The organism is Pseudarthrobacter sp. NamE5, assembly GCF_005796225.1.
In the GTDB taxonomy this organism is placed as follows: Bacteria; Actinomycetota; Actinomycetes; order Actinomycetales; family Micrococcaceae; genus Arthrobacter.
Window position 1 is genome coordinate 104,051 of the sequence record NZ_CM016730.1, and the last position, 25,705, is coordinate 129,755.

The window sequence follows — 25,705 nt, forward strand, 5'->3', positions numbered from 1 at the left end:
AATGAAACTCCGAACACCCCCGGTGGCACTGGCCGCCCTTGTTTTAGTTGCCCTGGCAGGGTGCAGCAACGCGCACGCCCCGCAGGCACTACCACCTGAGACGACTGGATCCGCCTCCGCCGATGACGGACACGGCGCGATCCCCGGCGTGGCCGAGGTAGCCGAACCCCAGCTGCACCTGGTCGCCATCGACTCCAACGGTGAGGCCTCCATGCTGGACCTCCTGAACGGCGCAGAGTCCCGGCTCGGCCAGATAGCGGCACCGGTCACCGTCACCACCGATGGACGTTACGTATTTGCAGCCAACAGCACCGGGGTGGACATCATCGACAGTGGCGTATGGACCTGGGATCACAAGGACCACTTCCACTACTACCGGGCCGAAGCCAAGACGATCGGCACGATTTCCGGCGGGGGGACTGCAACCATCGCCACGGGGATGCTTTCTACGGCGGGCACCACGGGCATGTTCTTCCCGTCCTCCGGGACCGCCGTCCTGGTCGATAACACGGCACTGTCGGACGGGACCATCGCCGAGACTCTCCGCCTGGACACCGTCCCGCATGTGGGCATCATAGCCCCGTTCGGTGAGGGTGCAATCGTTACCGAACCGGACGACAGCGGCACGGCCGCGCGGCTGCGCGCTATTGATGTCGACGGCAAGGAACTTGCCACCACTGGGTGCCCCGCGGCTGCGGGGACCATCACCACCCGGGTCGGCCTTGTCATCGGTTGCGCGGATGGGGCGGTGATAGCTACGACGGACGGCGGGAAGCCTGTGCTTGAGCACGTTCCTTACCCTGCCGGTGCCGCAGCACCCGCAACAGCCTTTGACGGGCGCAAGGGCCGGCCCACCGTGGCCGGCACCGGGACGGGTGTCGGGGTGTGGCTGCTCAACACCCGCCAGCGGACGTGGGACTGGGTGCCAACCGCTACTCCTGTGCTCGCTGCGGCCGCGGTGGACGATGCTGACGGGCACGTGGTCGTCGTTGGAACGGACGGCACAGTCCAGGTGTATGACGAGAACACAAAAGAGCGGATCGCCGCGACAGAACCGCTGATGCCGGCGACGCTGACTGACCCGGCACTGGCCGGGAAAGTCGAGCTCACTGTTGACGGCCAGCGCGCCTACGTCAGCGCACCTGCGGAAGGCTTGGTCTATGAAATCGATTACGCCGATGGTGCCCGGGTTGCCCGGACCCTCAAGCTGCCAACCCAGCCGGTACACCTGGCGGAGACCGGACGATGAGGCGCGCAGTGCTGCTCGCCGTAGCCGCAGCGATAGCGCTGATCGTGCCAGGGTGCGCGCAACCGGGAACATCCCAGGAACCACAGATCGTAGTCACTACCAACATCCTGGGTGACGTCACACGTCAGGTCCTTGGCGACCAGGCAACAGTGACCACGCTCATGCAGCCCGACGCCGACCCGCACTCCTTCGAAATTTCTGCCCAGGAAGCCGCCCTCATGGGCAGCGCGGACCTGGTGGTGTCCAACGGACTCGGCCTGGAAGAAGGGCTCCAGCAGCATCTGGACCGGGCTTCCGCAGCCGGTGCCCCCATGCTGGTCGCCGGCGAGGTCATCGACGCCGTCCCTTACAGCTCAGGGGACGCAGAAGGCGCAGCGGACCCGCACTTTTGGACCGACCCGGCCGCGATGCTTGACGTCGTCAATGCCCTCGAAGCCGCTGCACGCGACATCGAGGGAATTGAACAGGGGACGCTGGCCGCCAGCGCAGCCGCCTACCGGGACCAGCTAACAGAACTCGACTCCGAGATGACAGCTGCCTTTGCTGCGCTGCCCAAGGAGCGCCGGGCCCTGGTCACCAACCACCACGTCTTCGGCTACCTTGCAGAACGGTTCGATTTCCGGGTCATTGGTGCTGTCATTCCCGGGGGAACAACACTCGCTGCCCCCAGCGCCGCTGACCTGCGTCAACTGAGTCAAGCGATCAACACCGCGGCAGTGCCCACCATTTTTACAGATTCGTCCCAGCCCGACCGTCTGGTCCAGGTCCTCGCCAGCGAGGCAGGCGTGAACGTGCAGGTCCGTGAACTGTTCACTGAATCACTGACCCGCCCCGGCGGCGGAGCACCAACTTACCTGGACATGATGCGCGCCAACACCGACCGCATCGTCCAAGGGCTCGCACCCTGATATCCCGCACCACATTGCACCTGTAACCCAACCAGAAAATGAGGAACCACCACATGCTCAAACAACGAAAAACCCGACTGGGAGGCATCGCCGCGATCGCCGGGATCACACTCCTGGTCTCAGCCTGCGGCAACGGCTCCAGCACACCAGCCAGCACGGCCGAGACTCCCAGCTCCTCCTCCACAACCTCGGCTGACCCGCACGGCCGCGTCGCCATTTCCTACCCGGGAGGCATCAGCGTTCTGGACGGGAAGACCCTCGACGTCGTAGAAAAGTTCGATTCCGAAGAGTTCACCCGGCTCAACGCCGCAGGCGATGGCCGGCACGTCTTCGTCACCACTAAAGCCGGCTTCCAACTGCTGGACACGGTCGAACCTAAACTCACCGACCTTGTCGTCGACGCGACCGCTGCAGGGCACGTAGTCCGGCACGCCGGCAACACGGTCCTGTTCGATGATGGAACGGGCACCACCACCATCCTCAAAACCGAGGACCTCGCGAACATCAACGGGTCCCTGCCCGAGGTGGAAATCCACACGGCCGACGCGGCGCACCATGGAGTCTCCATCGTGCTGGAGGACGGAAAACTGCTCACCACAATCGGTGACAAGACCTCCCGTGCCGGAGCGGTTGCCCTTGAAGCCCACGATGGTCACTGGGACAAAGTCGCCGAGAGCAAGGAATGCCCCGGCATCCACGGCGAAGGCACCGCCGCAGATGAAGCCGTGATCTTCGGCTGTGAGGACGGCGCACTGCTGTTCCACCACGGCAAGTTCGAAAAGTTCACCGCCCCGGACAAGTACGGCCGGATGGGTAACGCCTTCGTCTCCGAAACCAGCCCCATCGTGGTCGGTGACTACAAGAACGATCCCGACGCCGAAGGCTACCTCCTGAACTCCGTGGCCCTCATCGACACCGAGAAGCACACCTACAACGTGGTCAAGCTCCCCGACACCGTCCAGTACACCTTCCGGGACATCGCCCGGGGCCCCGGCGACCTGGCCTACATTCTCTCCACGGACGGATCCATCCACGTACTGGACCCCAAGGACGGAAAGATCGTCAATGAATTCCCCGTGATCGGCGCCTGGGAAGGTCCCGCCGAGTGGCAGGACGCCCACCCCGCCATCGTCGTCAACGGCAATACCGCCTACGTCACCGAACCCGCGGCCAATAGCGTGCACTCTGTTGACCTCACCACCGGCAAGGTCACCGGGTCCGCCGAACTGGATGTCGTCCCCAACGAAATCGCCATCACCCTCGGAGCGCACTAACCACAACTGCTGCTCGCAAACAGAAGGCGCCGCACCCCAAAGGGTGCGGCGCCTTCTGTCATCTCACCCGGCGGCCCCGTTGCATCGGAAGCCCCAGCCTCACAGGCCTACATGGACCAGCGCCTAGTGTTCGTCGTAGTGATCGCCGTGTTCAGCGTGCCGGTGCCCATCATGGATGTAATCGACATGGTCACCATGCTCGACGGCCTCGTGGGAACAATCAGCGGAACCATGAGCGTGCTGAGCCGCAGTAATGAGGACGGCCCATCGGACGGTAGGCCAGCTCGATACCGTGCTGGTCGCATCCTCGCCGAAGCCCTTCGCTCTTGAATTCGCTGGCATTATCCAGGTAAAGCAGTCTCGGCTTCCCGCTCATGGGCCACCGCGCCTCAATACCCAGCCCTTCAAGCCATGGTCTTTTGTCAGTCCCGGCATACGCCAGGCATAGCCCGACCGACACTGCCGAAGGCGCCTCCAGGGTCACAACCATGCCGATGATGCACCGACTGTAAACATCGATCGCGACAGTCAAATACGGCCGACCAATCGGTCGCCGCTCCCGCTCGTCCACGACGATCATGTCGATGACGGTGTGGTCGATCTGCACCCGCTCCAAAATGGTGCCGACCGACGGCACCTCGTCGCCGGCCGACTGCAACGGCCGCACCGCATCGGCCCTCCCCTGCGCCGGCCTACCTCAACTGGATTCAACGCCCGGATGCGCCGCTCCACCGTGTTACGGGCCGGGACAGGAAGCTGTCGTGCGCGGCACGCAGCAGCAATATCCCGATACACCGCCGCCAAAGTCCGCTTCTGCCGAGTCAGGAACTGCTTCCGCACCATCACCCGGACAAGTTCCTCGACCTCCTCTGACAGCCGTGCGGTTCCCTTCCCTCCGGAGGAACGTCCAGGAGCCAGCTCCGTCAGCAACCCAGAACCATCGCGATAGCGTCTGATCAGAACGTACACCTGGCGTCGCGATACGCCCAACGCCGCGGCGGCAGCATCAACCGCTGCCCTCCCAATAACCATGCGCGCAGCCAAGGGCCCGATCACCACCGAAACCGACTTCGTCCGATCCCAGAGAACATCCGGCATCGTCAACGTGCCCCGCTCACGAATGGGCGCCGATTCCGCATCCACTCCGACACCTCCCTCGGCGTGCAGAGGAGTAGTAAGCAACAACGACCCTAGTGCAGGCGAGTACGGAAAAACCAGTGCTCAACACCTGCCTGCACAACCGCGAAGACAGACGGCCTCGACGTGCAGGCAAGTGTGGAAAATGACATTTGCGGAGGCATGCCGAGGTAGGTCGCAAACGGTCGTTATTGGCTGTAGCGTTTAGGGCCCCATCACCGGGCAGTTTTTCGGGCGGGTCTTACGGGAATCCAGGACCCCCGAAACGGTGGCGACATTTGATGAGCGCTGTATGGGACTGCGGGGTGGCTAGTGGAGGACCCCTCAACGGACATCAAAAGAGAAGCGCTCTAGGCTTCTGGTGGAGCAGCCACCTTGCAAAACCGTGACACACTTCGCGGGATGGCGGACAGGTACAGTGCATGAGTCGATTTTCAAGCGTTCTCGACCGGGAGCAGGCCTTCCAATCCTTGTACGGGGCGGTTTACCCGGACCTCATCAGGTTTGTTCAAAGGCGCGGGTACGCCGATCAGGCCGAAGACATTGCTGCTGATGCCTTCCTGGTTGTCTGGCGGCGATTGGAAGACGTGCCACAGGCTGCTGGCGATGCGCGAGCTTGGATCTTCGGAATCACGCGAAACATCCTGCTGAACAATCAGCGCGGCGAGCAGCGGCGCCAGGCTCTGGGCGTGCGGCTGGGCGAGGTGGTTTCCGGTTCACAGGCAGATGCAGCCGCGGACCTGGCAGCGAGCCGGGCGGATCTGAGCAGAGCCTGGAGACTACTGTCCGAAGTCCACCAGGAAGCCCTCGGTCTTGCGGTTTTCGAGGACCTCACTGCCTCTGAAGCAGCATCGGTGCTCGGCATTTCACCCGTGGCATATCGGCTCAGGCTCAGTCGCGCGCGCCGGACACTCCGGCTCTTTCTTGAACACCTGCCCGAACAGGCTGCGGAGCCTGCCGTCGTATATGGAAGGACCATGTCATGACCAGAAACCACTCCACCGATACTCTGCTTCGATCCCTCGACGCCGCTGACCACTCGGTTTCAGCCGGAACCCAGCGGGCCCGCACCGACCTCCAGCGCATTCTCTCCACTGACCCGGCTCCTGTATTCGAGAAAAGCCCAACGGCCGCTCAGGAGTATTCGGCTCGCCGCAAGTCCCCTGCCGGCCGTCGGGTTGTCTTTATCGGGGCAGTTGCAGTCGTCGCCGCAGGCCTGGTGGTCCTGCCCTCGTTCAGTGGCGGTGATCCGGCTTTTGCGACTTGGACGGCCGTGCCCTCGGGAATGACTGAACAAGATCGTGCCAAGGCAGTCGAAGGATGCCGAGAAAGCCAAAAACGCGGGGCGAACGGGATGTACGCACACGACGTCGAAAAGGCCGAACCGGCGATCGCGGAGCGGCGAGGCGCTTGGACGACGGTTATCCTCGCTACTTCGGACGGATTCTCGGGCATGTGCATCACCGATGACTCCGCCAACCTGTTCGAACGAGGCATGATCGGCTCAGCAGGGAAGTCAACTGCCTACTCAAATCCTGGCCCCAGGGAGCTGAGGGCCACGGATCTGGGGACGGGCACGGTAGATGCCAACAGCATCTCCCTAGCCGCAGGCTTCGCCGGGTCCGACGTCACAGCTGTGAGCTACCAGAGTCCCTCTCGGGGAGAAGTGACGGCCACCCTGTCCATGGGACACTTCGCCCTATGGCTCCCAGGGGATGATCTGCAGAATGCCGCAAGCGACGGTGTAGAGGTGGAAGTGACTTACCATGACGGCACCGTGGGGACATCCACACTCAGTTTCTAAACGCTTGAGTGATCCCGCGCCTCAAGCAGTAACACGATGGAAGGTTGGACTTTTGCTGGTCCGGCGGCCGGCCAAGGGCCTGTCACCTCGAGCCAGTGCAGCCCTAACTTCCTTGACCGCTCGGGATTTATCCAAATAGCGCCCGGTGAAGGATGCACGACGACGAGCTCGATATCAGCGTGGAAATTGTGCAGCAGCTGATCTTGGACCAGTTTCCGGAGTGGAGCCACGAGGTCGTTGAGCAGATCAAATCGGATGGTACGGTCAACGCAATTTACCGGATCGGAACTTCTCAGGCGGCGCGGTTTCCGCTTCGAGCGTCCGACCCAAGTCTCGTGGCTGCAGAGTTGCAGCGAGAAGCGTCGGCGATGCGAGAGTTGTTGGCCGTCTGTCCGTTCCCGGCCCCAGTACCCATCGCGATGGGTCGCCCAGGTCACCACTACCCGTTGCCGTGGACGGTTCAGTCATGGCTAGCCGGCGAAGTTGCGACACCAGACGGCTGTGCTCATTCGGAAGAATTCGCGAAGGATGTTGGCGAACTTATTCGAGCGCTCCGCTCGGCACCTACCCGGGGCCGTTGTTTCACTGGCACTGGGCGTGGCGGACGCCTTACTGACTCCGACAATTGGTTGGACACGTGTTTCCGGGAGAGTCGAGAAATACTCGATGTGCGCAGCCTGAGAGCTTTGTGGGCACAATTCCGGGCCCTGCCGCGGACCCAAGCCGACGTCATGACACACAGTGATTTGATTCCAGCGAACCTTCTCGTGCGCGACGGCCGCCTTTCGGGCGTACTCGACACCGGCGGCTTCTCACCCAGCGATCCCGCTCTTGACCTAATCGCTGCGTGGCATCTGTTCGACGTTGAAGCGCGATCAATTTTCCGCGACGCACTCGGGACTGGACTCCCCGAGTGGCAACGCGGGGCTGCATGGGCGTTCGAGCAAGCTATGGGTTTGGTCTGGTACTACGAGACGTCCAATCCTGGGATGGCTCAGCTCGGCCGAAGCACCCTCGCCCGCATCGCGGACGATGCTGAGCTTTCGCGCACTCTTCCCACCATTCGGTGAGAAATCAGCTTCAAATATGGAACCTTGATCAGAACTGGTAGTCCCGATAGGAGCTCCGCACATTGAAACGCCGGCCCTGCTTCCTGCGTTCCAGGAATCCGACTATCGTCTCGATGTCATTCGGCCGCATCTTTAGTTCGCGACACTTGCTGGTGACCTGCTCGACCGTGACGGACATCCACCGCTCGGGGCGGTTCATCATGTCGGCCTTTAGCTTGTCTTCTTCATTCCACTTGAGTCCGGTGTCGTATCCGGCCGCCCACTGCGCAACGCTTTCGAGGATCCGGATCACGTCTTCCCGTAGGAGCTCGCCGACGGGCTTGGGTACTGCCTGCGCTCCAGCATTGGGCTGCAGGGTCTGTCCCGGGACAAGTCGCAGCGGTTGTGCATCTTCTACCCACGTGGCTGTTTCAGCAGTTCCCCACTCGATGACGACGATTGCGTCAGCGTGGACGCCCCACAGAGCATTGAGATGCTGCCGGTCGGGCCATGCGTAGACCACACGTCGGCGGCTAAGGGACTCGGCGGAAAATCCGCGCCAAGTGAGGTGCACCGTACCCGGGCTTCCAACCAGCCGCTGGAGGGTTTCACCCTCGAACTGCCGCTGCGGTGTTACAACGGCAACTGGGCCACCCGGTTGTTGCAAGAGCCAGTCGACCGCGCGGGCATTCTGCGCTTCACGGGAGTCGTTCTCACCCAATTGCGATACTGCGACTGGAAACGGGTATTCATCTGACGACATCGAAACTCCCTGCTCGGCTTGGACAGACCCTAGCAGCCACGCCCCGACAACAAACGCCGCCCAGGCGAGGGGCACACCCGAGGCGCAGGTCGACGCACGGACAACGATCCTTCACCCGGCGCTGGGTAGGTACTCGCCAAACCTGCTCATACGATCGTAGACATGAGCCGGCCGTATTCATGTGTGGGCCAGCCGGTGCTGGCAAGTCCACTGTCGCTCGTCGGTTGGAGCGCGAAGGCATGGTCCGTCTCTCTTTCGACGAGATCGCATGGGATATGGGGCTACGCATTATGCCCCTGGATGCGGAGACTCAACGCTTGATCGAGGCATCACTTCAGGACCGTATAGCCGCCCTCATCAAGGCTGGCGCAGATGTCGTCCTCGACTTTTCCTTCTGGTCCCGAAGGATGCGTGAGGACTATCGCAACCTCTTAAAGCCTCTAGGTGTTGAGCCAGAGACCATCTACTTGGCGACGCCCCGATCTATCGCCCTCGCACGTATTCTTGCCCGGAGGGCAGACCACGCGGATGACTATTACCTAGGCGAAGAAACGGCCGCTCAATACTTCGATCAGTTCGAGGTCCCCAACGGAGGATGAAGGCCCGCACTTCGAAGCTTGTATTTACGTTATGGCCTAATTAGGCTAGAGCGCAAATGGATGAATTGAGTACGATCTTCCTTGCGCTGGCCGATCCCACCCGCCGTGCTCTGCTGGCGCAACTGCAGCAGGGCGAGGCGACGGTGACCGAATTGGCCGCTCCGCACTCGATTAGCGTGCCCTCCGTATCACGCCACCTGAAAGTGCTCGAGCAGGCCGGGCTGATCACTAAGTCCAGATCAGCCCAGTGGAGGAACTGCCGGCTTCAACCCGCACCGCTCCAAAAGGTTGAGGAATGGATGGGCTCGTACCGCGATTTCCTGGGCATCCGTCTGGATCGCCTTGACGCTCAGCTCGCCATAACACCCGAACGGCCCGACGCTCGCACTGAACCGGAGGATAGATGATGACCGATAACCCGCCAAAGGATCGAAGCTTCACCCTTACCCGAATTCTTGCTGCATCTCGGCAGTCGGTGTTCAAAGCGTGGACTGACCCTGATCACTTGGCTTGGTTCTACAACCCCGAACTGCCCACACCGACCACACCCATTGAGGTCGACCTACGGGTCGGGGGAACATGGAAACAGCAGATGATCGTCGATGACGACCTCAGCTACCCTACCGGAGGGATCTATTTGGAGATCGTTCCCGACGAACGACTCGTCTTCCGCTGGGGAGCAGTTGGAGGCTGGCCCGAACTCGACGGCGAGAACGAATTGACTGCCCCTGTCGTCACGGTGCAGCTCAACGAGCTGGGCAAGGAAACGGAGCTCGTCCTCACAGTTCAGTTCTCTGAGCATCTGGACATTGAAGAAGTGCAAAGGCTCATTCTCGGCGGCACTCAGGCGGGATGGGGTGCCACCATCGACCGGATTAAGGACAGCACCGCCATGACGCCCAAAACTCATGGGCGCATGGCCGGGCCCCAAATCTATGTCTTTTTCCCGGGAACGGCGCGGGAAGCATTGAACTTTTACGCGGAAGTTTTCGGCGGTGAGCTGTCCCTACACACCTACGAGGACTTCGGCAGGAGCGACGGCCCACCAGAAGCCGTAGCTCATGGAGTGCTCAACGGCATCGTTGCTCTGGCGGGATCGGACGCAGCCGAAGGCCAAACAACGGTCCGGCTCGAAGGCATCATGCTCTCGCTGCTGGGAACCGCCGAACCGAAAGTCCTCCATGAATGGTTCGACAAACTCTCCGTTGACGGGTCCGTGCTCGATCCACTCTCGCCAAAGCCCTGGGGCGCTTCCGACGGCCAAGTGATTGATCGTCACGGACTTCACTGGCTCGTCGGATACGAGCCCGCGATATGAGCGACGCACTGCTGCTTGCTCAGCTCGAGAGGGAGCGAAGCCATGTTCTCCGGACAGTCGACGGCCTCGAGGACGATGCGATGCGGCGAACTTTAGTCCCTTCAGGCTGGACGGTGACGCAGCTACTCAACCACTTGGCCTTCGACGACGAGATGTTCTGGATATCGGCCGTTCTCGGTGGTGACGACAGGGCAATCGCCGGACTTCACAACGGGTGGGCCTCCCGACCGATGACCGGTGCCGAGGCCGTCACCATTTACAAGCGTGAAATCACTCGAAGTGATGAGGTCCTCGCGGAAATCAATTTGGATGCCCCTCCCAGCTGGTGGCCTCCAGCCAGCGTGTTCGACGCACCACCGATGTCCAACGGGCGTGAGGTCCTGTTTCGCGTGCTCGCTGAAACTTCCGTCCATGCGGGCCACCTCGACATCGTCCGAGAGCTAATCGACGGACATCAGAATCTCGTATTGGAATAGTCCGGAATTCAGGCCGCAGTTCAAGCGGAGACACCAACATATCGTTTCGTTCTTGACGTTTAACTAGCCGCCTGCTGGGCCACGTATGGGCGAGCCGGTAGGAGTCTGCGCCCGTTTTGATGATGGTTCCTTCGAAGGTCAGACGGTCCACAATCGCGGCGCACAAACGTGGGTCGGTGAAGGTTTTGGTCCAGCCGGAGAAGGATTCGTTGGTGGCGACGGCCACTCTCGGAGATGACAGTAGGGACAGCCTCGTATAGCTGCCCCTACTGGAAGGATGTGGTTGTCCGCCGACCGATTGGTCGACCTGAATTGAGGGTCTGTCAGGCCGTATCGATGCGGTCACTGAGGCGCTGGATGCCACCGCGAATCATGGCGCCGTAGCCGCTCTCGGAAAGGAGTCCGGCGCTGCGCCTTGCCTGCTCGAGGTGGGCTCTCGCGTCCTCGATGCGACCTGCGCGCAGGTAGTCATCACCTAAATTGAGGTGAAGGCTGAGCGCGAACCCGGCGGCCGATGGAACGCCGATGGGGGCAAGGTCAGCATCCTCCACGCAGGACCTGGACTGGGATCCAGTTAAGCAACCCGAATAAGGGACCAGTTCCTGGCTTATGCTGCGCGCAGCATTTACAGGATGTTCGGTGCGGAATTCTTCAGCGCACAACTGCACGGTGGGGCGCTGCAGAGGATCATCCTTTCAAGTGGCGGCTTTGTATCTATCGCGGAGCACTGCACGAACGGACACCTATTCCCAGCACTGCTAGGAGTAGGGCGAGCAGCACTATTGGGACTGCTCCTCCATCGGGCCCGAGAGTCGCTGTAAGGATCTGCCGGCTCAGTATGAGCATCTCTTGTGGGTTGCCCAAGCTTAGGCGGGTGCCAAAGACATAGGAAATAGATGTGAAAAGAGCCGGGACCAGCCAGAGAAAAGCAAGATTCGTGAGCCAGACGACTCCCTGCCGCACCGAGTGTAAGCCGCACCACGCCAGCGCCCCGCCTACGAGAACGGCAGGAATCCATCGAGTCACGGTCGGCAATCCAGCTGGAACATTCATTTGCCCAAGGACACCAACAACCCACTCACCTGTCCAAGAAGCGACGGGCACCGAAATCAAACCGATTCCTAGAGCTGTGGTCGTCCTCGATCTGGCAGCGATAAGAAGTAGCACAATGAGGGTAACGGCGAGGGAGGCGATTCCACCGATGAGTAATCCGACTATATAGATGGTCGCGGCCGTTCCTATCATCAAGCCGTCGTCCAGGACGATGAATGACTGAATCATTGCAACGACCTGAACCGTGAGTACACCGGCTGCAGCCCATCGAGTTACCAGTTCACGTCGGGTGGGGCCCCACATGCGCACAGCGAGTCCAGCCGCCGCACCGCCGACGACAAGTAGGACCACAATCGTCGTCAGCTTGTACTGGTTTAGTGGCAGCAGTGCGATGGGCATTTGATCGGGAAGGGTGTCGGCGCCCCATAGATTTTGCAGTGGAAGTCGTGCTCCGGATATCAGCCAAGGACCGAGTCCGAGGGTTCCTGCTGCAAAGCCGACAAGCCATCCACGTACCGCGTCGATCCCGAAGCGTCGATCTGGCCGTACGACCACATCAGGCCCATGAGGGTTGTGGTCTGAGGAACTCAATTGGTGTCCTTTTCTGTGTTTGTAGCTCTCATTGGTGATTTGCGAGGCTTGAAGTGAGAACTCTCGCATTATTGGTCCGCCGGTACGGACCAGTAATCACCGTCCTCGACAAGTGCGTAGGGTGCGAATCATTAGTGAGGTGTCCGTTCATCGATGCGGGTTTCGCCCAGGGAAAGCTCCAGACCGGGAAATTTCCAAGGAGGTGGAAAATCTGGGTACTGCGCTTGCGAGTCTGATGGGTACCTGTCGGTAGGACAAGACGCCTCATTGGGCGAGCGTCCATCAAAGGAGCTCCGCGAAAACGAGTTGGCCAACGCGCGCGAGGACGGCGTTGTTGTTTACCGCATCCGGATCATCGGTCTTGGTCATCACGGCCAGTGTTAGCGGAGGACGCCCGTCCGGCCACACGACGCCCGCGTCATTGACGACTCCGTAAGCGCCGGCACCTGTCTTGTCGGCGAGTTCAGCTCCAGGTGGCACAGCCGCTCCCAGCCGCTTGCCGGCGGTGGTGTTTCGCAGCATCCAGCTGCGAAGGCGTGCCTGCCCGAGTGTACCCAGCGCTTCGCCGAGCAGGAGGGCCTCGTAGAGTTTGTGGATATCAGACGGCGTGCTGGTATCGCGGAGGTCCCCGGGAAGCGCCTCGTTGAGCTCCGGTTCCCAGCGGTCCAGACGGGTGGAGGGGGCGCCGAGAGTTCGCGCATATGCGCCTATCTGCAGTGGGCCTCCGATGAGTTCGAGCAGGAGATTACCAGCCGTATTGTCGCTGAAACGCAAGGCAGCTTCGGCGAGTTCTTCCACGCTCATGTCCCGGTCCTCGTCGGCAGCGCAGATTATGGAGTTCTCCACGATTTGGTCATCACGGAACCGAATTCGGCGCTTCCAGAACTCGTCATCGTACGTGTGTTCGCGTAGGAGTCGGGCAACAGCGAGGGTCTTGAAGAGAGAGCACATCGGGAACGTGTCACCGCCTCGGTATGTATAGGCCGTTTGTCCCTGTCGGCCCGCGGCGATCCCGATCGTGACGCCATTGGCCGATTCGAGGGCGGCTATTGACCGGTCGAGATGCGGACGAGTGCTCCCTTTCCCTGGTAGCTTCTCCTGGGCGAATCCCGGGCTGTTTCCTGTCGCGACGAATGAGGTTGCGAGCACTCCTCCTGTGCCGAGCAAGAGGATTCCACGCCGGGTCGGGGCGAAATTCCGGCCTTGGGGGCCGGATGTCTCAATTGGTTCCATGCGGCCAGTCTGAGGGAATGCCCCGATGCGTTCAAAGCCAAAAAAGAAGAGTTTTATGTATTTTTCGCATAATTGAGAGATGGATATCCTTAGTTGTGCACGTGCATTCGTTGCCGTCGCTCATCGGCAAAGTTTTTCGGCGGCCTCGCACGATGAACGGACGACCCAGCCTGTAGTGAGTCGGCGAGTTGCTGCATTGGAGGTCCATCTCGGCGGAGCGCTGCTGGAGCGGAGTACGCGCCAGGTAAGTCTCACGCCCTTCGGCGCGGCGATCCTCGGACATGCTCAAGCGGTTCTGACGGCCGAACGGGCGCTCCTCGATGCCGCAGAATCCCATCGTCGCGGCACGGTCCGCCTTCTCGTACCGCCTGATCACGATCCCGCGTTGTGGGCGGCCCTTCGGCTACGCGCCCTCGGAGCGGGCACCGACCTCCAAATCGAAGAAAACGACCGGGAGCGGCGTTCTTTGAGGTTCCGGCTAGGGGAAGCGGATGCCGCCATCCTTCCGGTCGAGACCGCCCGGGCAGACTGGGTGGTGCCGCTGGGCCTCGCCCAAGCTACCGATCGAACCAGACCGCTCACACTTGCGGCGTTGCGTCCGACCCGCGCCATGCTGCCACACGAAGCTTGGCGTATCACAGTGCTGGCGGAGGACGCGTCCGACCAGCTTCTGACCCTGTTACAAGAATCCGCTGCGGAGTCTGGGCTGGCAGCACATCAGGTTTACGAGTCCCCAAGCGTCGTCAGCGCGCTCACTGGAGCGCTAGCAGGCGAGGACTGGGTCCTATGTACGCAGGAGCAGGCGACTGCGTGGCGTTTGCAATGGTTCGAGGTGCGCGGATTGAGGGTCGCACGTGCGTATCGGCTTGAGTCAGGCTCGACAGACTTCCGGAAGCTCTTCGGTACCATCCTTGGGCGGGAAATCGCTGTGGCGCTCGGCGGCGCAATGCGGGGGCAATCTTGACCGTCCCGGCACACGAGGCCGGCGCGGGGGCACGGGCCCTGCGCCGGGCAGCGCACGTGCTCGAGACCGCGGGACTCTCGGGATCTCTCCTCGTGCGTCACCTCGGCACGGGGCACGAGCTCGCACTTGATGCCGATCGGCCATTCCCCCTGGCATCCGTAGCTAAGCTGCCACTAGCGGCAGCAGCGCTCGATGCCGCGCAACAGGGTCGGCTCGATCTCAGCATGCCGGTGCGCATCGACGACCAGAGCCGATCTCAGGGTGGTCCCGGTATCGCCCGCTTTACCCACCCGGTGACAATCGCCGTGGGGGACCTCATCCGGCTTGCAATAGAGATCAGCGACAACACGGCCGCGGATGCAATTTTCGGCATCGTCTCCCCGCTTGACGTCACAAATTGGCTCAGGGCCCTCGGAACGAGCGGCGTCGTTTTGCGGCATCCGATCGGCGAACTTTACGCATCACTCGCGACGCAAACCATAACTCGCGATGCTGCTACCGTGCACTCGCTCGTCGTATCCGCTGACAGACAGGGGCACCCCTCTCCACTGCCCCAACTGGACATCGAGCGTGCAAACGCCGGCACTGCGCGCGGACTTGCCGATCTTCTGCAAAAGATCTGGGACGGAAGCGTCGGCGACGCAGTGGCGGCACCTCTGCGCGAGATGCTCGCTGCAAACGTCTTCCGACATCGCCTCGCGCCGGATTTCTCAGCCGATACATCGGTCTGGCACTCGAAAACGGGTTCCTTCGTCCATCTCCGCCACGAAGCGGGCGTTGTCGAACACTTAGGCGGCGATAGCCTAGTCGTTGTTGCGCTCACTCGCAGTCGGGTGCCAGCCGTCATCCAACCGTCAGCCGAGCAGGCGATGGGTCACGCTGCACGCATCCTCCACGATGAACTCGTGTAGCCGAACACCCAACTGTGATGAGGCATTATTCAGCACGCGGTTAACCGGGATTGCCGGACTTCCCCCGGCAGCTCGGCATAGAGATTTAGGTGCAGCAGCCGTGAATGCTGACCGCTGCTGAGGATTCTCGGGCAGGTCCAGCCACAAGCCCTCAACTCTCAGCACGACACTTAAAGTCGTGCAACGTCGGCCAAACAGGGTCGACGCTACCGTGCACCATCAGAAGCGCGACTTCGTTGTCCCACGTGAATTCATAGGTGCCGGAGGCGACAGGCTGGTAGCCATCATCTGCGGTCCAAGAACTAACAGGCATGCCAAAGCCACCAAACCCAACTGCGTACAACTCGCCGCCACCGGCAAACAAGAACGAATGTTCCCTCACTGCGGCCTGGCAGAAGCCGGGTCCCTGGGGGCGCAAGACCGTATAGGTTGCACCAAGATCGCCTACCCCACCGATTACGCTGCAAACGCCGACCAAAAATGCGAGCCCCGCCCGCAATCCCGAACCCCTGCGGTTTGACCCTTGCTCGCCTGAAGCAGCCTTCCGAGGGTGGCGTACAAATGCGCCGACGATTGCGAGTCCGAGCGAAAGTACAAGCAGCGAGGCGCTAAGAGCCCATCCCGGCATCACGAAATCATCCCACACCAGTATGAAATCCAGCATGCCGCCCACGATGGCCACTGCCGCTAGGAATAAGCACAAACTGACAGCTTGGTCGAAGCGATCTGCCTTCATCGCTCGGTGTCTGAAGGATTGCCAAGTTGAGTTCATTGAAGCATCTCCCATTTGGACGTGTTCAAGGTGAGGTGCGCAGGATCTGCCGTAGATACCCAGTTCCTGCACCCACATGAGGTATCGTCCCGATCATCAGGCTAGCGTCCCCGAGGGGCTCCAGGGACGCTAGGGGTGGATGGACGGCGCCGATGAGCGTCACCAAGTTGGTCATAATGAACGCGGTTTTGACCTTCCCCGTGGGAAGTATTTGGACCACTGTCCTTCAGCGCCGAACGGGGAACCGGGACTTGTCGTGCTTGGGCGTCAGCCAGAACTCGGCACGGCATGACAAAGCAGAAACCAGTTTCAAAAGTGAACCCTCGCCTACGTACGGTGAAGGTTTCTTATCCGCGCCGTGCTCTACCAGGGCTACGAACTGGGCGCGGAACCTGCAGTGACAGAGAAGGGTAGTAATGGAGTTTAGCTATGGGATCAAGGATTCGTACGCGGAAGTCAAAGCGGACGGGCGGCTCAATATGGTAGCCGCTGCCAAGCTGCGCGAGTTCGTCGGCGGTGTTATCGCTGGCGGTTCCACCCGGATAGTTGTCGACCTGGGAAAGACCGCCTTCATGGACTCCTCCGGTCTCGGGGCGCTCATCGGTTGCCTCAAGGCGGCCCGGCAGGCGGGGGGCGACCTCCGCATCGCGGCAGTTCAACCCCAGGTGAAGATGGTCCTGCAGCTGACCAGCATGGACAAGGTGCTGACGGCCTACCCCACCGCAGAGGAGGCGTTCAGCAATGACTAAGGTAATTGCCTCGCGCGGTTTCCGGGGACTGGCTGGCGAAGACGCCATCGAAGCCATCAACGATGATCTCGAGAGCCTTTGGCTGGACGTGCCGTTTGTGCAGGACATGGACCAGATGACCTTTACGACCGCGGTGATCGAGTCCGCGTCCAACATCGTCCAGCGTGCCGAACCGGCCGGGCAGGAGCCGGTGGAGTTGGGCGTGGACATCACCGTCCGGCCGGCGCTGCTGCAGGGCCGGGTCAGCGCCTATCACGCCAAGCCCCCGTTCGGGCCCATGGAACCGGCAACACCCGGCGAGGACGCCGAATCAGGCCGTGGCCTGGCGCTGATCCAGGCGCTGGTCACCACCGTCAGCTTCGAACGGCAGGACGGCACCAACATCTGGGTGCTGTCCAGGACATCGTCACAAAGCTGAGTCCGGGTTTCGCATCCCGTCTGTGTCCAGCTGCCGAGGCCGTTGGCACCCTTCGACCAGCGCAGACTCTTCGTGCATGGGTAGGATCGCAGGGGACTTCAGTCGTGCCCGGCGCACCGCGGGCCGGGTCCCGGTACGCTTCCGATCCGGGTCAGAAGGCCCGGTTCGCGGGCAGTTGCACGCGATGGCAGCTAAAGGAGAGATGACACAGCGATGATGCCCAGTCCCATGGAAAAACTGGCAGGACTGGATGAACTCTCACCGGCCCTTAAACAGGTCCCGATTTTCGTTCTGTTTGTGCTGGCGGCAGTAATGAGCGCCTGGATCAGCACGCTGACTGTCAGCAGTTGGCCGGCTCTGACGGCGGGCGCGGTGCTGGTCACAGTGGCAACGGTGCTGGCGGCCTTTTTCACACGGCCAGCACTTGCCCGTTTCGCCAGCATCGTACCGGCGCTGGACTTCCTTGCCGCCGGCGCCCTGCGCCACGGTACCGGGGAAAGCCAGTCCATCTACGCCTCCCTGGTTCTCCTGCCCGTGCTCTGGTTCGCCTCCATGAACGGGCGGCGCTATGTGGGCTACGCGGTGGCAGGAGCAGCGACCGCCATCCTCGTTCCATTCGCGCTGGGTTCAACAATCGGTAATAACCCGAACGAGCTCTTGCGGGGCCTGTACAGCATGCTGATCTTCGCCCTGGCCGCCGCAGTCGTGAACGAACTCGCCCGCAGGGCCCGCCAGAAGCTTACCGCCGCCCGGGAGCAGGCCGCGACCGCGACAGAGGAACTCAGCCGGGCAGCGCAGATCCAACGCTTCCTCCTGCCCCGGGGTGCCGCTCCCCTGCCCGGATATGAGACCGCAGGGGCGTGCCTTCCTTCCAAAGCCGTCGGTGGCGACTTCTTCGACTGGTACCTCATCGACGGGGGCCTGGCCTTCACCTTAGGTGACGTGATGGGCAAAGGCGCCGGAGCCGGAATGATCGCAGCAACCACCAGAGCCGTCATCCGCAGCGCAAAAAACAGCCGCGACCCGGTCAGCGCAGTGGCCCTCACCGCCGATTGCTTCGCCACCGACCTGGACCAGGCTTCATCCTTCGCGACCCTGTTCCATGCAAGGCTCCGCGCCGAGGACGGCCGGGTACTGTTCGCCGACGCCGGACACGGCCTAACCCTCCTGATCCGCGCGAACCGTACCTGGGAACGCCTCGCCTCCAGAGACCTTCCAGTAGGCCTGATGCCGGATACCCAATGGGAGTCCCACGAAATCCTGCTCAACCCCGGAGACATGATCGTCAGCTTCAGCGATGGGATTCTGGACCTGTACGACGGCACCCTGGCCGCGATCAGCGACGTCGCGCAACTGGCCCTCTCCGCCTCATCAGCAAGGGACGTCGTGGACTTCGTCACGGCCAAGGCCACCGAAAACAGCAACCCCGACGACGTCACCGTCCTCGCCATTCGCAGGGAACCTTTACCCTCCTAGCCGCTCAGCTTCGCCAGGGAACAGCGCAACAACCCTGGAGATCCAGAATGCCGGTTTTCCTGGTGGCAGGAAGAGGGCGGCGTGGGCTCTGACAGCGGACGGAGACGCCGCAGCTACGCGGCCCGGGGGAAGCCACAGGATCTGCACAGGATCTGCCGAGGATTCCGCTTTTTTCCGTCCGCGGGCCAAGCCCTTTGCCACCATTGTCTGGTGGCCCCTTTCCTGCACTTCGCGTTAGTGCTTGCACATGTGTGGATGAATTGGGCATACGAGGTCTCGGTGGCCTGCGGTTGAGCACCTCTCAGCGGGTTGTCCGGGGCCACACTAGTCAGCCCTGTATGAGGGCCCAAAGTTTCCATTGATGCTGGGGAGTGCTGTGCAAAAGAATCGTTTAGTCAGGCTGGTCGTGTCCGGTCTTGTTATGTCGCTGGCCGTGTTGCTCGGTATCGGCGTGCCCGCCGAGGCCGCCGGGCGCCCCGCTGTCACGCTCAGCACCTCCAGCGGACCAGCGGGCGCATCGGTCACGGTGACCGGTTCCGGCTTCGCCCGCCACACATCGGGAACGGTGACAGCCGGATCATCGACCGTTCCATTCACCACCGAAGCCACCGGCTCCTTCACGGCTGCCGTCACTATCCCGGCCACCTCCTCCGCAACGGTCACTGTCACGGCCACGGCCGGAAAGCGCTCCGCGTCCGCGGATTACACCGTGACCTATAGCCCGGCTTCCCTCAAGGCCGGCCAGCAGGCCACAGCCGCCGGTGATACGCCCGTGACCATGGCCGCCCGAACCGGGACGACAACCACAACGACATTGCCGCCGAAGAGCTCCGACACCCTTCGCTTCGGCGTTTCCACCCCCGGCGGCCCGCTGGCCTCAAGCGAACTGGATGCCGTGGCCACCCTGGTCAATGAAAGCCCCTCGATCGTGTTGTCCTTCAAGGACTTCAGCCAGGCCGCACCCATCGCGGACCTGAACGCCGTCCACGCCCGCGGGGCGACGAGCCTGATCACTTGGGAGCCGTGGCTGTGGAGCGGGAACGGCGCCAACCAGCCCGCCTACGCCCTGGACCGCATTACGGCCGGAGACTACGACAGCTACATCCGGCAATGGGGCACGTCACTGGCTTCCTGGGGCAAGCCGGTGATGCTCAGGTTCGCCCATGAAATGAACGGCAACTGGTACCCCTGGGCTGAGGCTGCCAACGGAAACGGCACCGGCGACTACGTCGCGGCCTGGCGCCACGTCCACGATGTTGTGGCCTCCACCGGAGCTTCAAACGTTCAGTGGGTCTGGGCACCGAATGTCCCGTACTGGGGTTCCACTGCGCTGGCCGGGCTCTACCCCGGCGCCGGCTACGTCGACGTCGTGGCCCTGGACGGCTACAACTGGGGCACATCGCAGTCATGGAGTTCCTGGGCCTCACCCTCGGCACTCTTTGGTGAAGGCCTCAGCGCGCTCCGCAGCCTCGCGCCGGGCAAGCCGATCATCATCTCCGAAACCGCCTCGGCCGAAGCCGGAGGGTCAAAGGCCAGCTGGAACACCGACCTGGTCTCCTACCTGGCAGCCCAGTCCGACGTCACCGGCTTCGTCTGGTTCCACCACAACAAGGAAGTCGACTGGCGGATCAACAGCTCCACCAGCTCAACAAACGCCCTCAAGACCGCCCTGGCCGCCAGAAACTCCTAACTCTAACCATCAGTCGGGCCGCATCCCTTGGAAACTCTCAGGGGATGCGGTCCGGCGAACCGAAGCTGAGGTTTGAGTGGGACGCTTCTTCAATCACCAACTCCTTGTCCGGGTCCTGACCACCCTGACAATCATCCTGGGCGTGAACTACATAACCTGGCGATGGCTGTTCTCGGTGAACTGGCCAAGTGCCTGGATCGGCGTCCCGCTCGTTCTGGTCGAAACCTACAGCCTCATCGATTGCTTCCTCTTCGGTCTCACCATGTGGCGGCTTCGGGAACGAGAAACACCCCCGGCACCGCCCGAGGACCTCAGCGTGGACGTATTCATCACCACCTACAACGAACCCATCGACCTGGTCATGACGACGGCCGTCGCCGCCCTGGGCATCAGGTACCCGCACAACACCTGGATCCTTGATGACGGCGGCCGGCCCGCCATGCAGCAGGCCGCCGCAGAAGCCGGCATCGGCTACATCACCCGTTCCCCGGAATGGGACAACCGGCCACGGCACGCAAAGGCCGGAAACCTCAATAACGCCCTTGCCGCCACCCAGGGCGAATTCCTTTTGATCCTGGACGCGGACCAGATCCCGGAACCGGTAATCCTGGACCGCATGCTGGGCCACTTCACGAACGAAAAAGTCGCACTGGTACAGACTCCGCAATGGTTCTACAACGTCGATGACACGGACATCCTGGGGAGCCAGGCGCCGTTGTTTTATGGCCCGATCCAGCAGGGCAAGGACGGCTGGAACGCGGCCTTCTTCTGCGGCTCCAACGCCCTGATCAGGCGAGAGGCGCTCATGCAGGTCGGGATCACCTGGTACGTCCACGGTGTCCGGACCACTGTTGGACAGACCCTCAAGGCCGGAGACAGGGTCATTGCCCGGGCCCGCGCCGAACATGCCGCATCAGGCGTGCATGTAACCCGCGCCCTGGCCGCCGTTGGCCGGGCCGTACGCTCGGCCCGCAAAGAGCTACGCGGGAACACACCGGTCGGGACCGTCACCTACGACTTCCAACGAAAAGTCGATGCGGCCGCACGAACCATCGTGACCGCGGACCTTGCCGCCATCCAGGCGGACCTGGAGGAAATCCAGCGGCTCAGCGGCACGCCCTCCCCCACAAAAGGATTCAACCGCGATGACGTGGTGGACCGTCTGGCCAGGCGCGACTGGTCACCCATCGGCGCCATCGGCCCCGTCCGCAGGATGGTCCGCGCCATGGACGTGGACCGTTCAGATTAGGCCATCCCGATCATGCCGATGGCCACCAACTCCGTCACCGAGGACATGGCCACCTGTATGCGCCTGCACGCCCAGGGCTGGGAAAGCGTCTATCACCACGAAATCCTGGCCAAGGGCCTCGCCCCTGAAGATCTTCGAACGATGATCACCCAGCGGCTGCGCTGGGCCCAGGGCACCATGCAGGTGTTCATGCGGGAGAACCCGCTGCTGCAAAAGGGACTCAGTGCAGGGCAGCGCCTGATGTACTTCTCCACGATGTGGAGCTACCTCTCAGGGTTCGCGGCCGTCGTCTACCTCATCGCCCCCATCCTGTTCCTGTGCTTCGGAGTGCTGCCCGTGGCCGCGTTCAGCGTCGACTTCTTCGCCCGCCTGATCCCGTTCCTGGTAGTGAACCAGTTCCTGTTCTTTGTCGCCGCCCGGGGCCGGAAAACCTGGCGCGGACAGCAATACAGCCTCGCCCTCTTCCCCGTATGGATCAAAGCCTGCACAAGTGCGGCGCGCAATGTCCTGTTCGGGCAAAGCCTCAGCTTCGCAATCACCCCGAAAACCCGGCAAAACGGCGGACCGCCCTGGGCCCTGATCCGGCCCCAGCTGATTGCCATCGCCGCGCTGGTAATCGCCGCCATCACCGGACTGACCCGCATGTTCACCGGCGTCGGCGCCCCCGCTGGCACCCTGGTAAACGTGGCGTGGGTGGCCTACGACCTGGTCATCCTCAGCGTGATCATCAGAGCGGCGCTGTACAACGGCTTCACCCCACAGGCGCTAAAGGACAACCAATGAAACTTAACGCTCACGCATTCGAATACTTCCTACCCCGGGTCGCCTCACGCCCACTCATTGCGAATGACACCCTAAGGGGTGAACAATCGCCGTATGGAAAAACGATACGAAGTCGAAGTTGATACAGAATCCCCGACAGCACCTGAAGACGGAAAAGCCCTGGCTATGGGCGCCGCTCAAATCCAACTGTTGGCAGCAGCCGATGGCCACACACTCACCGATGCCGAAGCGCTGCAGGACCTCCACGTCGAAGGTCTTGGACCAGGCAGCACCAAGTTCAAGGTATCTAAGACGATCGAAATCGGCGGTTAGCAACCGCAGGCAAGCAAATTCCCGCTCGATTCCGCAGCCGAGGCCAATAACTGTGAGTACGTCAACACAGACGTGGCGTTTCATGCCGGGCGGGATCTTCATGACGTCCTTGCCCATTCTCTGGCTGTTATCGCGGCGCAGGCAGACGGCAGCCGGTATTTGAGTAAGGATCAGCCGAAGGCGGTCCTGGGTGCCTTGGAAAATATTGCAGGGTCCGCGAGGACTGCGTTGGTGGACGCCCAACGTGTAATCGAAGGGGTCCGGGGTAACGGTATGGCCGTCCCTCAGCCACAGTTCAGCGATATTGAGGGGCTTGTTGAAGGGCTTCAACGTGGCAGTCTAAAAATTCAGACCAGTGAATCCGGAACCCGCATGGAGCTTTCGGGTGGACAGCAGGTGGCGGTTTTCCGCATTGTGCAGGAATGCCTCACGAATGCTCTTAAGCACGGTGGGCGGGGCGCGGCAGCCCGTGTGCACTTCGACTGGAGCGGGCCTGGACTTACGGTCCATGTGGCCTCGGAATTGGCCTCCGGCAAACATGGTCAACTAGCGGCCGCAGGTCCGCAGCGTCTTGGGCGCGGTCTTCCCGGCATGCGGGAGCGTGCACATTTAGCCGGCGGATGGCTGACTGCAGGACCGGATGGCGAACAGTTTCGTATGACCGCATTCATCCCTTACCTGGCAGACGTTGACGATCCCGCCAGCGAAAACACTGTCCAAGAGCACCCTGTGACGCATAACGTCCTTCAAGTGGCGACCGGAAACGCCGATCGTAATGACTGAAACCGGGGCTCGTATCAGCGAAGCCTTGGTCGATGACCAGCCGCTGTTCCTGGCCGGTATCCGCATGCTCATCCAGAGCCAACAAGACATGCAGTTCGCTGGCCAGGCCGCGGACGGGGAACAGGCAGTGGCACTGGCAGCCGAAAGCCGTCCGGATGTGATGCTCATGGACCTACGCATGCCTGTCATGGACGGAGTTGCCGCCACCCGCCAAATCATCAGCGACGCGGACGCGTGTAACTCTGACAGGCCTCGAATAATCGCGCTTACTACCTTTAACCGCGATTACGCCGTTCTGGATGCCGTCCAGGCCGGGGCGAGTGGTTACCTGCTCAAAAGCGCCGAACCCGAATTCCTGCTTGCGGCAATCAGGACCGTTCATTCCGGATACTCAGGATCGGTACACTCACTGTTCGAGCACGCGGCTAGCCGCGGTCCGAGCGTGGGGCCGGATCTATCGGTTCTGGACGTCCTCTCGGTCCGTGAACGGGATGTGTTTCTCCTGGCCGCCAAGGGACTCAGCAACAGGGACATAGCCGGAGCCTTGTTCGTTTTCGATGCCACAGTGAAGACACACTTACGAAGCGTTCTGGACAAACTGGCCCTCCGCACCAGACTGCAACTGATTGCGTTCGCTCACGAACGCAGGCTCCTGGGCGACTGAAAGAGTTTGGAATCAGCCGTTCTACGACTGAGGCGTCCGGTGGAGGATCCTCTTGTGGGCTGCACTACGGCGACAAACAGCAACCGCCAAGCCCAAGAGTCCCGGGTTACAACCCGGGACTCGAATCGTTCTTTCTAAGCGAGAGCTTTTTCCCACGCTGGCTGGTTACGAAGGACGTAAGCAGCAGCTGCACGCCAGTGCTCGCCAGGCGGTTTCTCACCAACGTCGCAACAGGCTCTATGCGAATGTAACTGAATCCGTCTTCGGTGCCTGGATGCCTTACCGTGGAGCACCGAAAATTAGATATTGGGTGCAACCTGAGCGCAGCCAGAAACCCGGTCAGCGCTGAGTACTGACGTGGCGCAATTTGTAGCGTTCGAGGCACAGCGCTCTTCTAACAAGAAGACTCCTAGTCGGCAGTGCCTTAGCAACGAATCCAACTCTCACCTTGACTTCTAAATCTATATAGCTAGATTTATGCCATGGAGAACTTAGGGCGAGTCACGCCGGCCACTGCGTTGGTCTTGGAATCTTTGCTATCTGCAGAACGAGTATGGGGGCTGCAGATCGTTAAGGATGCCGGGAAGAAGCCGGGCACCGTCTATCCCATTCTTGATCGGCTTGAGTCAGCAGGGTGGATTCAAGGCGAATGGGACACAGCGGAGGTCCGCAAGGGACCTCGACGTCGTTACTACCGCTTGGTTTCGGAAGCCCGACCCGTAGCGCTGGCATACGTTAAGGCACAGCAAGCTAAAGTACCGTCTCCGGCTTCGCGGCCGTCGCCTGCACTGCGTGATACCCAGTGGTGCGGCGCATGAGCTCGGCCGACAAGGTTCTCGCACTCTGTGTGGCATTAACTCCTTCCCAGTTCAAAGCTGTCCGTGAGGAGCAGTGGCGCGCAGATCTTCGGGACGGACCTGGGCTGGGGATTTCCACATCATCTTTGTTGTTTGGGGCCCTTTGTTCATCCATAACTGCCAGGTTCTACGAAGCAATAAATCGTGGCAGCTTCCTGCTGTCACAGCTAACAAGGGGGAAAAACATGAAGGTATTACTCGTGATGAGCGGCTTGGCCGCCGTCCTCGCCGCCGGCGCTGTCGTCGGTGTCCAAGCCGTCCAACCGAAAACGGAATACCCGCGACCAGAGGCCATGACCATTGCGGGATACGAAGGGTGGTGGAACTCAACACCCGCGTCCGGAAACACAGAAGGCCTACCCCAGGAAACGGTGGCCGTGAACACCCGGACCGGCAAAATCGTCGATGCCTCCAACAGGGCCAGGAACGATGCAGGGCTGCCTACTCTGCCTTCAGACGTAAACTTCGACGTTGTCCCTGACCCTAACTGGCCAGCAAACTCAATAGTCATCATCGATACCGCCTCGGGCAAAGTCATTGAGGACTTCGTGGTTGATGAAAAGGGGTCCGCCTACGATCAATACGGGCAACCGTACCAGCCGAAAAATAACTTCTAAGCGCTT

Annotated in this window: 26 protein-coding genes and 4 pseudogenes; 23 read left to right on the forward strand and 7 right to left on the reverse strand. The window is 61.4% G+C overall.

Annotated features, from left to right (window positions below):
- Position 1: 1 nt before the first annotated feature.
- Genes FDW84_RS00545 through aztD form a run of 3 tightly spaced genes read left to right on the forward strand, consistent with a single transcriptional unit; the run spans position 2 to position 3,431 of the window.
- Positions 2 to 1,249: an ABC transporter gene (locus tag FDW84_RS00545; RefSeq protein ID WP_138605527.1), complete on the forward strand. Its 1,248-nt coding sequence runs from the start codon at positions 2 to 4 to the stop codon at positions 1,247 to 1,249.
- The gene (aztC, locus tag FDW84_RS00550) at positions 1,246 to 2,157 is read left to right on the forward strand and encodes a zinc ABC transporter substrate-binding protein AztC (protein WP_138605529.1); all 912 of its coding nucleotides are present in this window, start codon (positions 1,246 to 1,248) and stop codon (positions 2,155 to 2,157) included. The genes FDW84_RS00545 and aztC overlap by 4 nt, the downstream gene beginning before the upstream one ends.
- A 38-nt stretch (positions 2,158 to 2,195) precedes the next feature.
- Positions 2,196 to 3,431 carry a zinc metallochaperone AztD gene (gene aztD / locus FDW84_RS00555; RefSeq protein ID WP_138605531.1) on the forward strand — a complete coding sequence of 412 codons (1,236 nt, stop codon included), beginning with the start codon at positions 2,196 to 2,198 and terminating at the stop codon, positions 3,429 to 3,431.
- Positions 3,432 to 3,675: 244 nt separating this feature from the next.
- Here the strand turns inward: aztD and FDW84_RS19555 are convergent.
- Positions 3,676 to 4,574 (reverse strand): annotated as a pseudogene (locus FDW84_RS19555) (transposase family protein); the annotation flags it as partial.
- A gap of 416 nt (positions 4,575 to 4,990) precedes the next feature.
- Between FDW84_RS19555 and FDW84_RS00570 the strand changes: the two are divergent.
- From FDW84_RS00570 to FDW84_RS00580, 3 genes are all read left to right on the forward strand, one after another.
- Positions 4,991 to 5,554, forward strand: coding sequence for an RNA polymerase sigma factor (locus tag FDW84_RS00570; RefSeq protein ID WP_138605534.1), 564 nt, complete (start codon positions 4,991 to 4,993; stop codon positions 5,552 to 5,554).
- Positions 5,551 to 6,372: a hypothetical protein gene (locus FDW84_RS00575; protein ID WP_138605536.1), complete on the forward strand. Its 822-nt coding sequence runs from the start codon at positions 5,551 to 5,553 to the stop codon at positions 6,370 to 6,372. The genes FDW84_RS00570 and FDW84_RS00575 overlap by 4 nt, the downstream gene beginning before the upstream one ends.
- 152 nt (positions 6,373 to 6,524) lie before the next feature.
- Positions 6,525 to 7,442 (forward strand): aminoglycoside phosphotransferase family protein, encoded by a 918-nt coding sequence (locus FDW84_RS00580; RefSeq protein ID WP_138605538.1) that lies wholly within the window; start codon positions 6,525 to 6,527, stop codon positions 7,440 to 7,442.
- Positions 7,443 to 7,470: 28 nt separating this feature from the next.
- Here the strand turns inward: FDW84_RS00580 and FDW84_RS00585 are convergent, their stop codons facing one another.
- Positions 7,471 to 8,142: a hypothetical protein gene (locus FDW84_RS00585; RefSeq protein ID WP_240721312.1), complete on the reverse strand. Its 672-nt coding sequence runs from the start codon at positions 8,140 to 8,142 to the stop codon at positions 7,471 to 7,473.
- Between the two features lie 221 nt (positions 8,143 to 8,363).
- Here FDW84_RS00585 and FDW84_RS00590 point away from each other — a divergent pair, with 221 nt between their 5' ends.
- From FDW84_RS00590 to FDW84_RS00605, 5 genes and pseudogenes are all read left to right on the forward strand, one after another.
- On the forward strand, positions 8,364 to 8,783 hold the full coding sequence (locus FDW84_RS00590; RefSeq protein WP_138605542.1) for a P-loop nucleotide/nucleoside kinase family protein: 420 nt from the start codon (positions 8,364 to 8,366) through the stop codon (positions 8,781 to 8,783).
- Positions 8,784 to 8,839: 56 nt separating this feature from the next.
- The gene (locus FDW84_RS00595) at positions 8,840 to 9,190 is read left to right on the forward strand and encodes an ArsR/SmtB family transcription factor (protein WP_138605544.1); all 351 of its coding nucleotides are present in this window, start codon (positions 8,840 to 8,842) and stop codon (positions 9,188 to 9,190) included.
- A pseudogene (locus FDW84_RS19560) lies at positions 9,190 to 9,606 on the forward strand (SRPBCC domain-containing protein); the annotation flags it as partial. The gene FDW84_RS00595 and the pseudogene FDW84_RS19560, both read left to right, overlap by 1 nt.
- A gap of 93 nt (positions 9,607 to 9,699) precedes the next feature.
- The gene (locus tag FDW84_RS19565) at positions 9,700 to 10,101 is read left to right on the forward strand and encodes a VOC family protein (protein ID WP_240721313.1); all 402 of its coding nucleotides are present in this window, start codon (positions 9,700 to 9,702) and stop codon (positions 10,099 to 10,101) included.
- Positions 10,098 to 10,577 carry a mycothiol transferase gene (locus tag FDW84_RS00605; RefSeq protein ID WP_138605548.1) on the forward strand — a complete coding sequence of 160 codons (480 nt, stop codon included), beginning with the start codon at positions 10,098 to 10,100 and terminating at the stop codon, positions 10,575 to 10,577. The genes FDW84_RS19565 and FDW84_RS00605 overlap by 4 nt, the downstream gene beginning before the upstream one ends.
- 82 nt (positions 10,578 to 10,659) lie before the next feature.
- Here FDW84_RS00605 and FDW84_RS19455 read toward each other — a convergent pair.
- From FDW84_RS19455 to bla, 4 genes and pseudogenes are all read right to left on the reverse strand, one after another.
- Positions 10,660 to 10,803, reverse strand: a pseudogene (locus FDW84_RS19455) (ATP-binding protein); the annotation flags it as partial.
- Between the two features lie 97 nt (positions 10,804 to 10,900).
- Complete coding sequence (locus FDW84_RS00615) at positions 10,901 to 11,128, reverse strand: hypothetical protein (RefSeq protein ID WP_138605551.1); 228 nt, start codon at positions 11,126 to 11,128, stop codon at positions 10,901 to 10,903.
- Between the two features lie 163 nt (positions 11,129 to 11,291).
- Complete coding sequence (locus FDW84_RS00620) at positions 11,292 to 12,029, reverse strand: hypothetical protein (RefSeq protein WP_240721294.1); 738 nt, start codon at positions 12,027 to 12,029, stop codon at positions 11,292 to 11,294.
- Positions 12,030 to 12,503: 474 nt separating this feature from the next.
- A complete protein-coding gene (gene bla / locus FDW84_RS00625; protein WP_138605553.1) occupies positions 12,504 to 13,454 on the reverse strand; it encodes a class A beta-lactamase in 951 nt (316 codons plus the stop codon).
- A gap of 79 nt (positions 13,455 to 13,533) precedes the next feature.
- Between bla and FDW84_RS00630 the strand changes: the two genes are divergently transcribed.
- On the forward strand, positions 13,534 to 14,418 hold the full coding sequence (locus FDW84_RS00630; protein WP_138605554.1) for a LysR family transcriptional regulator: 885 nt from the start codon (positions 13,534 to 13,536) through the stop codon (positions 14,416 to 14,418).
- Between the two features lie 56 nt (positions 14,419 to 14,474).
- On the forward strand, positions 14,475 to 15,329 hold the full coding sequence (locus FDW84_RS00635) for a serine hydrolase (RefSeq protein WP_171046589.1): 855 nt from the start codon (positions 14,475 to 14,477) through the stop codon (positions 15,327 to 15,329).
- Between the two features lie 151 nt (positions 15,330 to 15,480).
- Here FDW84_RS00635 and FDW84_RS00640 read toward each other — a convergent pair whose 3' ends face one another.
- Positions 15,481 to 16,065, reverse strand: a complete 585-nt coding sequence (locus tag FDW84_RS00640; protein WP_171046590.1) for a hypothetical protein — start codon at positions 16,063 to 16,065, stop codon at positions 15,481 to 15,483.
- 452 nt (positions 16,066 to 16,517) lie between these two features.
- Here FDW84_RS00640 and FDW84_RS00645 point away from each other — a divergent pair, with 452 nt between their 5' ends.
- The 10 genes and pseudogenes from FDW84_RS00645 (at position 16,518) to FDW84_RS00690 (ending at position 25,699) form a co-directional block, all read left to right on the forward strand.
- Positions 16,518 to 16,850, forward strand: a complete 333-nt coding sequence (locus FDW84_RS00645; protein WP_138605560.1) for an STAS domain-containing protein — start codon at positions 16,518 to 16,520, stop codon at positions 16,848 to 16,850.
- A complete protein-coding gene (locus tag FDW84_RS00650) occupies positions 16,843 to 17,268 on the forward strand; it encodes an ATP-binding protein (protein ID WP_138605562.1) in 426 nt (141 codons plus the stop codon). Before FDW84_RS00645 ends, FDW84_RS00650 begins: the two co-directional genes overlap by 8 nt.
- 213 nt (positions 17,269 to 17,481) lie before the next feature.
- Positions 17,482 to 18,744 carry a PP2C family protein-serine/threonine phosphatase gene (locus FDW84_RS00655; protein WP_138605564.1) on the forward strand — a complete coding sequence of 421 codons (1,263 nt, stop codon included), beginning with the start codon at positions 17,482 to 17,484 and terminating at the stop codon, positions 18,742 to 18,744.
- 361 nt (positions 18,745 to 19,105) lie between these two features.
- The gene (locus FDW84_RS00660; RefSeq protein WP_138605566.1) at positions 19,106 to 20,434 is read left to right on the forward strand and encodes a glycosyl hydrolase; all 1,329 of its coding nucleotides are present in this window, start codon (positions 19,106 to 19,108) and stop codon (positions 20,432 to 20,434) included.
- Between the two features lie 76 nt (positions 20,435 to 20,510).
- Positions 20,511 to 22,466: pseudogene (locus tag FDW84_RS00665) on the forward strand (glycosyltransferase family 2 protein).
- Between the two features lie 93 nt (positions 22,467 to 22,559).
- Complete coding sequence (locus FDW84_RS00670) at positions 22,560 to 22,778, forward strand: hypothetical protein (RefSeq protein ID WP_138605568.1); 219 nt, start codon at positions 22,560 to 22,562, stop codon at positions 22,776 to 22,778.
- Positions 22,779 to 22,850: 72 nt separating this feature from the next.
- Entirely contained in the window at positions 22,851 to 23,561 is a 711-nt protein-coding gene (locus FDW84_RS00675; protein WP_138605570.1) for a sensor histidine kinase, read from the forward strand.
- A complete protein-coding gene (locus FDW84_RS00680; protein WP_138605572.1) occupies positions 23,554 to 24,225 on the forward strand; it encodes a response regulator in 672 nt (223 codons plus the stop codon). Before FDW84_RS00675 ends, FDW84_RS00680 begins: the two co-directional genes overlap by 8 nt.
- 482 nt (positions 24,226 to 24,707) lie before the next feature.
- Positions 24,708 to 25,043 (forward strand): PadR family transcriptional regulator, encoded by a 336-nt coding sequence (locus FDW84_RS19940; RefSeq protein WP_138605574.1) that lies wholly within the window; start codon positions 24,708 to 24,710, stop codon positions 25,041 to 25,043.
- The gene (locus FDW84_RS00690) at positions 25,040 to 25,699 is read left to right on the forward strand and encodes a hypothetical protein (RefSeq protein WP_138605576.1); all 660 of its coding nucleotides are present in this window, start codon (positions 25,040 to 25,042) and stop codon (positions 25,697 to 25,699) included. The genes FDW84_RS19940 and FDW84_RS00690 overlap by 4 nt, the downstream gene beginning before the upstream one ends.
- Positions 25,700 to 25,705 lie beyond the last annotated feature (6 nt).

What these genes read in the sequence shown, in the direction of transcription:
- FDW84_RS00660 (WP_138605566.1), top strand. Translation starts at nt 19,106, where the DNA reads ATGCTGGGGAGTGCTGTGCAAAAGAATCGTTTAGTCAGGCTGGTCGTG.
- FDW84_RS19565 (WP_240721313.1), top strand. Translation starts at nt 9,700, where the DNA reads ATGGCCGGGCCCCAAATCTATGTCTTTTTCCCGGGAACGGCGCGGGAA.
- aztC (WP_138605529.1), top strand. Translation starts at nt 1,246, where the DNA reads ATGAGGCGCGCAGTGCTGCTCGCCGTAGCCGCAGCGATAGCGCTGATC.
- FDW84_RS00650 (WP_138605562.1), top strand. Translation starts at nt 16,843, where the DNA reads ATGACTAAGGTAATTGCCTCGCGCGGTTTCCGGGGACTGGCTGGCGAA.
- FDW84_RS00690 (WP_138605576.1), top strand. Translation starts at nt 25,040, where the DNA reads ATGAGCTCGGCCGACAAGGTTCTCGCACTCTGTGTGGCATTAACTCCT.
- aztD (WP_138605531.1), top strand. Translation starts at nt 2,196, where the DNA reads ATGAGGAACCACCACATGCTCAAACAACGAAAAACCCGACTGGGAGGC.
- FDW84_RS00640 (WP_171046590.1), bottom strand. Translation starts at nt 16,065, where the DNA reads ATGAAGGCAGATCGCTTCGACCAAGCTGTCAGTTTGTGCTTATTCCTA.
- FDW84_RS00645 (WP_138605560.1), top strand. Translation starts at nt 16,518, where the DNA reads ATGGAGTTTAGCTATGGGATCAAGGATTCGTACGCGGAAGTCAAAGCG.
- FDW84_RS00670 (WP_138605568.1), top strand. Translation starts at nt 22,560, where the DNA reads ATGGAAAAACGATACGAAGTCGAAGTTGATACAGAATCCCCGACAGCA.
- FDW84_RS00580 (WP_138605538.1), top strand. Translation starts at nt 6,525, where the DNA reads ATGCACGACGACGAGCTCGATATCAGCGTGGAAATTGTGCAGCAGCTG.
- FDW84_RS19940 (WP_138605574.1), top strand. Translation starts at nt 24,708, where the DNA reads ATGGAGAACTTAGGGCGAGTCACGCCGGCCACTGCGTTGGTCTTGGAA.
- FDW84_RS00595 (WP_138605544.1), top strand. Translation starts at nt 8,840, where the DNA reads ATGGATGAATTGAGTACGATCTTCCTTGCGCTGGCCGATCCCACCCGC.
- FDW84_RS00545 (WP_138605527.1), top strand. Translation starts at nt 2, where the DNA reads ATGAAACTCCGAACACCCCCGGTGGCACTGGCCGCCCTTGTTTTAGTT.
- FDW84_RS00575 (WP_138605536.1), top strand. Translation starts at nt 5,551, where the DNA reads ATGACCAGAAACCACTCCACCGATACTCTGCTTCGATCCCTCGACGCC.
- FDW84_RS00680 (WP_138605572.1), top strand. Translation starts at nt 23,554, where the DNA reads ATGACTGAAACCGGGGCTCGTATCAGCGAAGCCTTGGTCGATGACCAG.
- FDW84_RS00630 (WP_138605554.1), top strand. Translation starts at nt 13,534, where the DNA reads ATGGATATCCTTAGTTGTGCACGTGCATTCGTTGCCGTCGCTCATCGG.
- FDW84_RS00620 (WP_240721294.1), bottom strand. Translation starts at nt 12,029, where the DNA reads ATGCCCATCGCACTGCTGCCACTAAACCAGTACAAGCTGACGACGATT.
- FDW84_RS00605 (WP_138605548.1), top strand. Translation starts at nt 10,098, where the DNA reads ATGAGCGACGCACTGCTGCTTGCTCAGCTCGAGAGGGAGCGAAGCCAT.
- FDW84_RS00570 (WP_138605534.1), top strand. Translation starts at nt 4,991, where the DNA reads ATGAGTCGATTTTCAAGCGTTCTCGACCGGGAGCAGGCCTTCCAATCC.
- FDW84_RS00655 (WP_138605564.1), top strand. Translation starts at nt 17,482, where the DNA reads ATGATGCCCAGTCCCATGGAAAAACTGGCAGGACTGGATGAACTCTCA.
- FDW84_RS00590 (WP_138605542.1), top strand. Translation starts at nt 8,364, where the DNA reads ATGTGTGGGCCAGCCGGTGCTGGCAAGTCCACTGTCGCTCGTCGGTTG.
- bla (WP_138605553.1), bottom strand. Translation starts at nt 13,454, where the DNA reads ATGGAACCAATTGAGACATCCGGCCCCCAAGGCCGGAATTTCGCCCCG.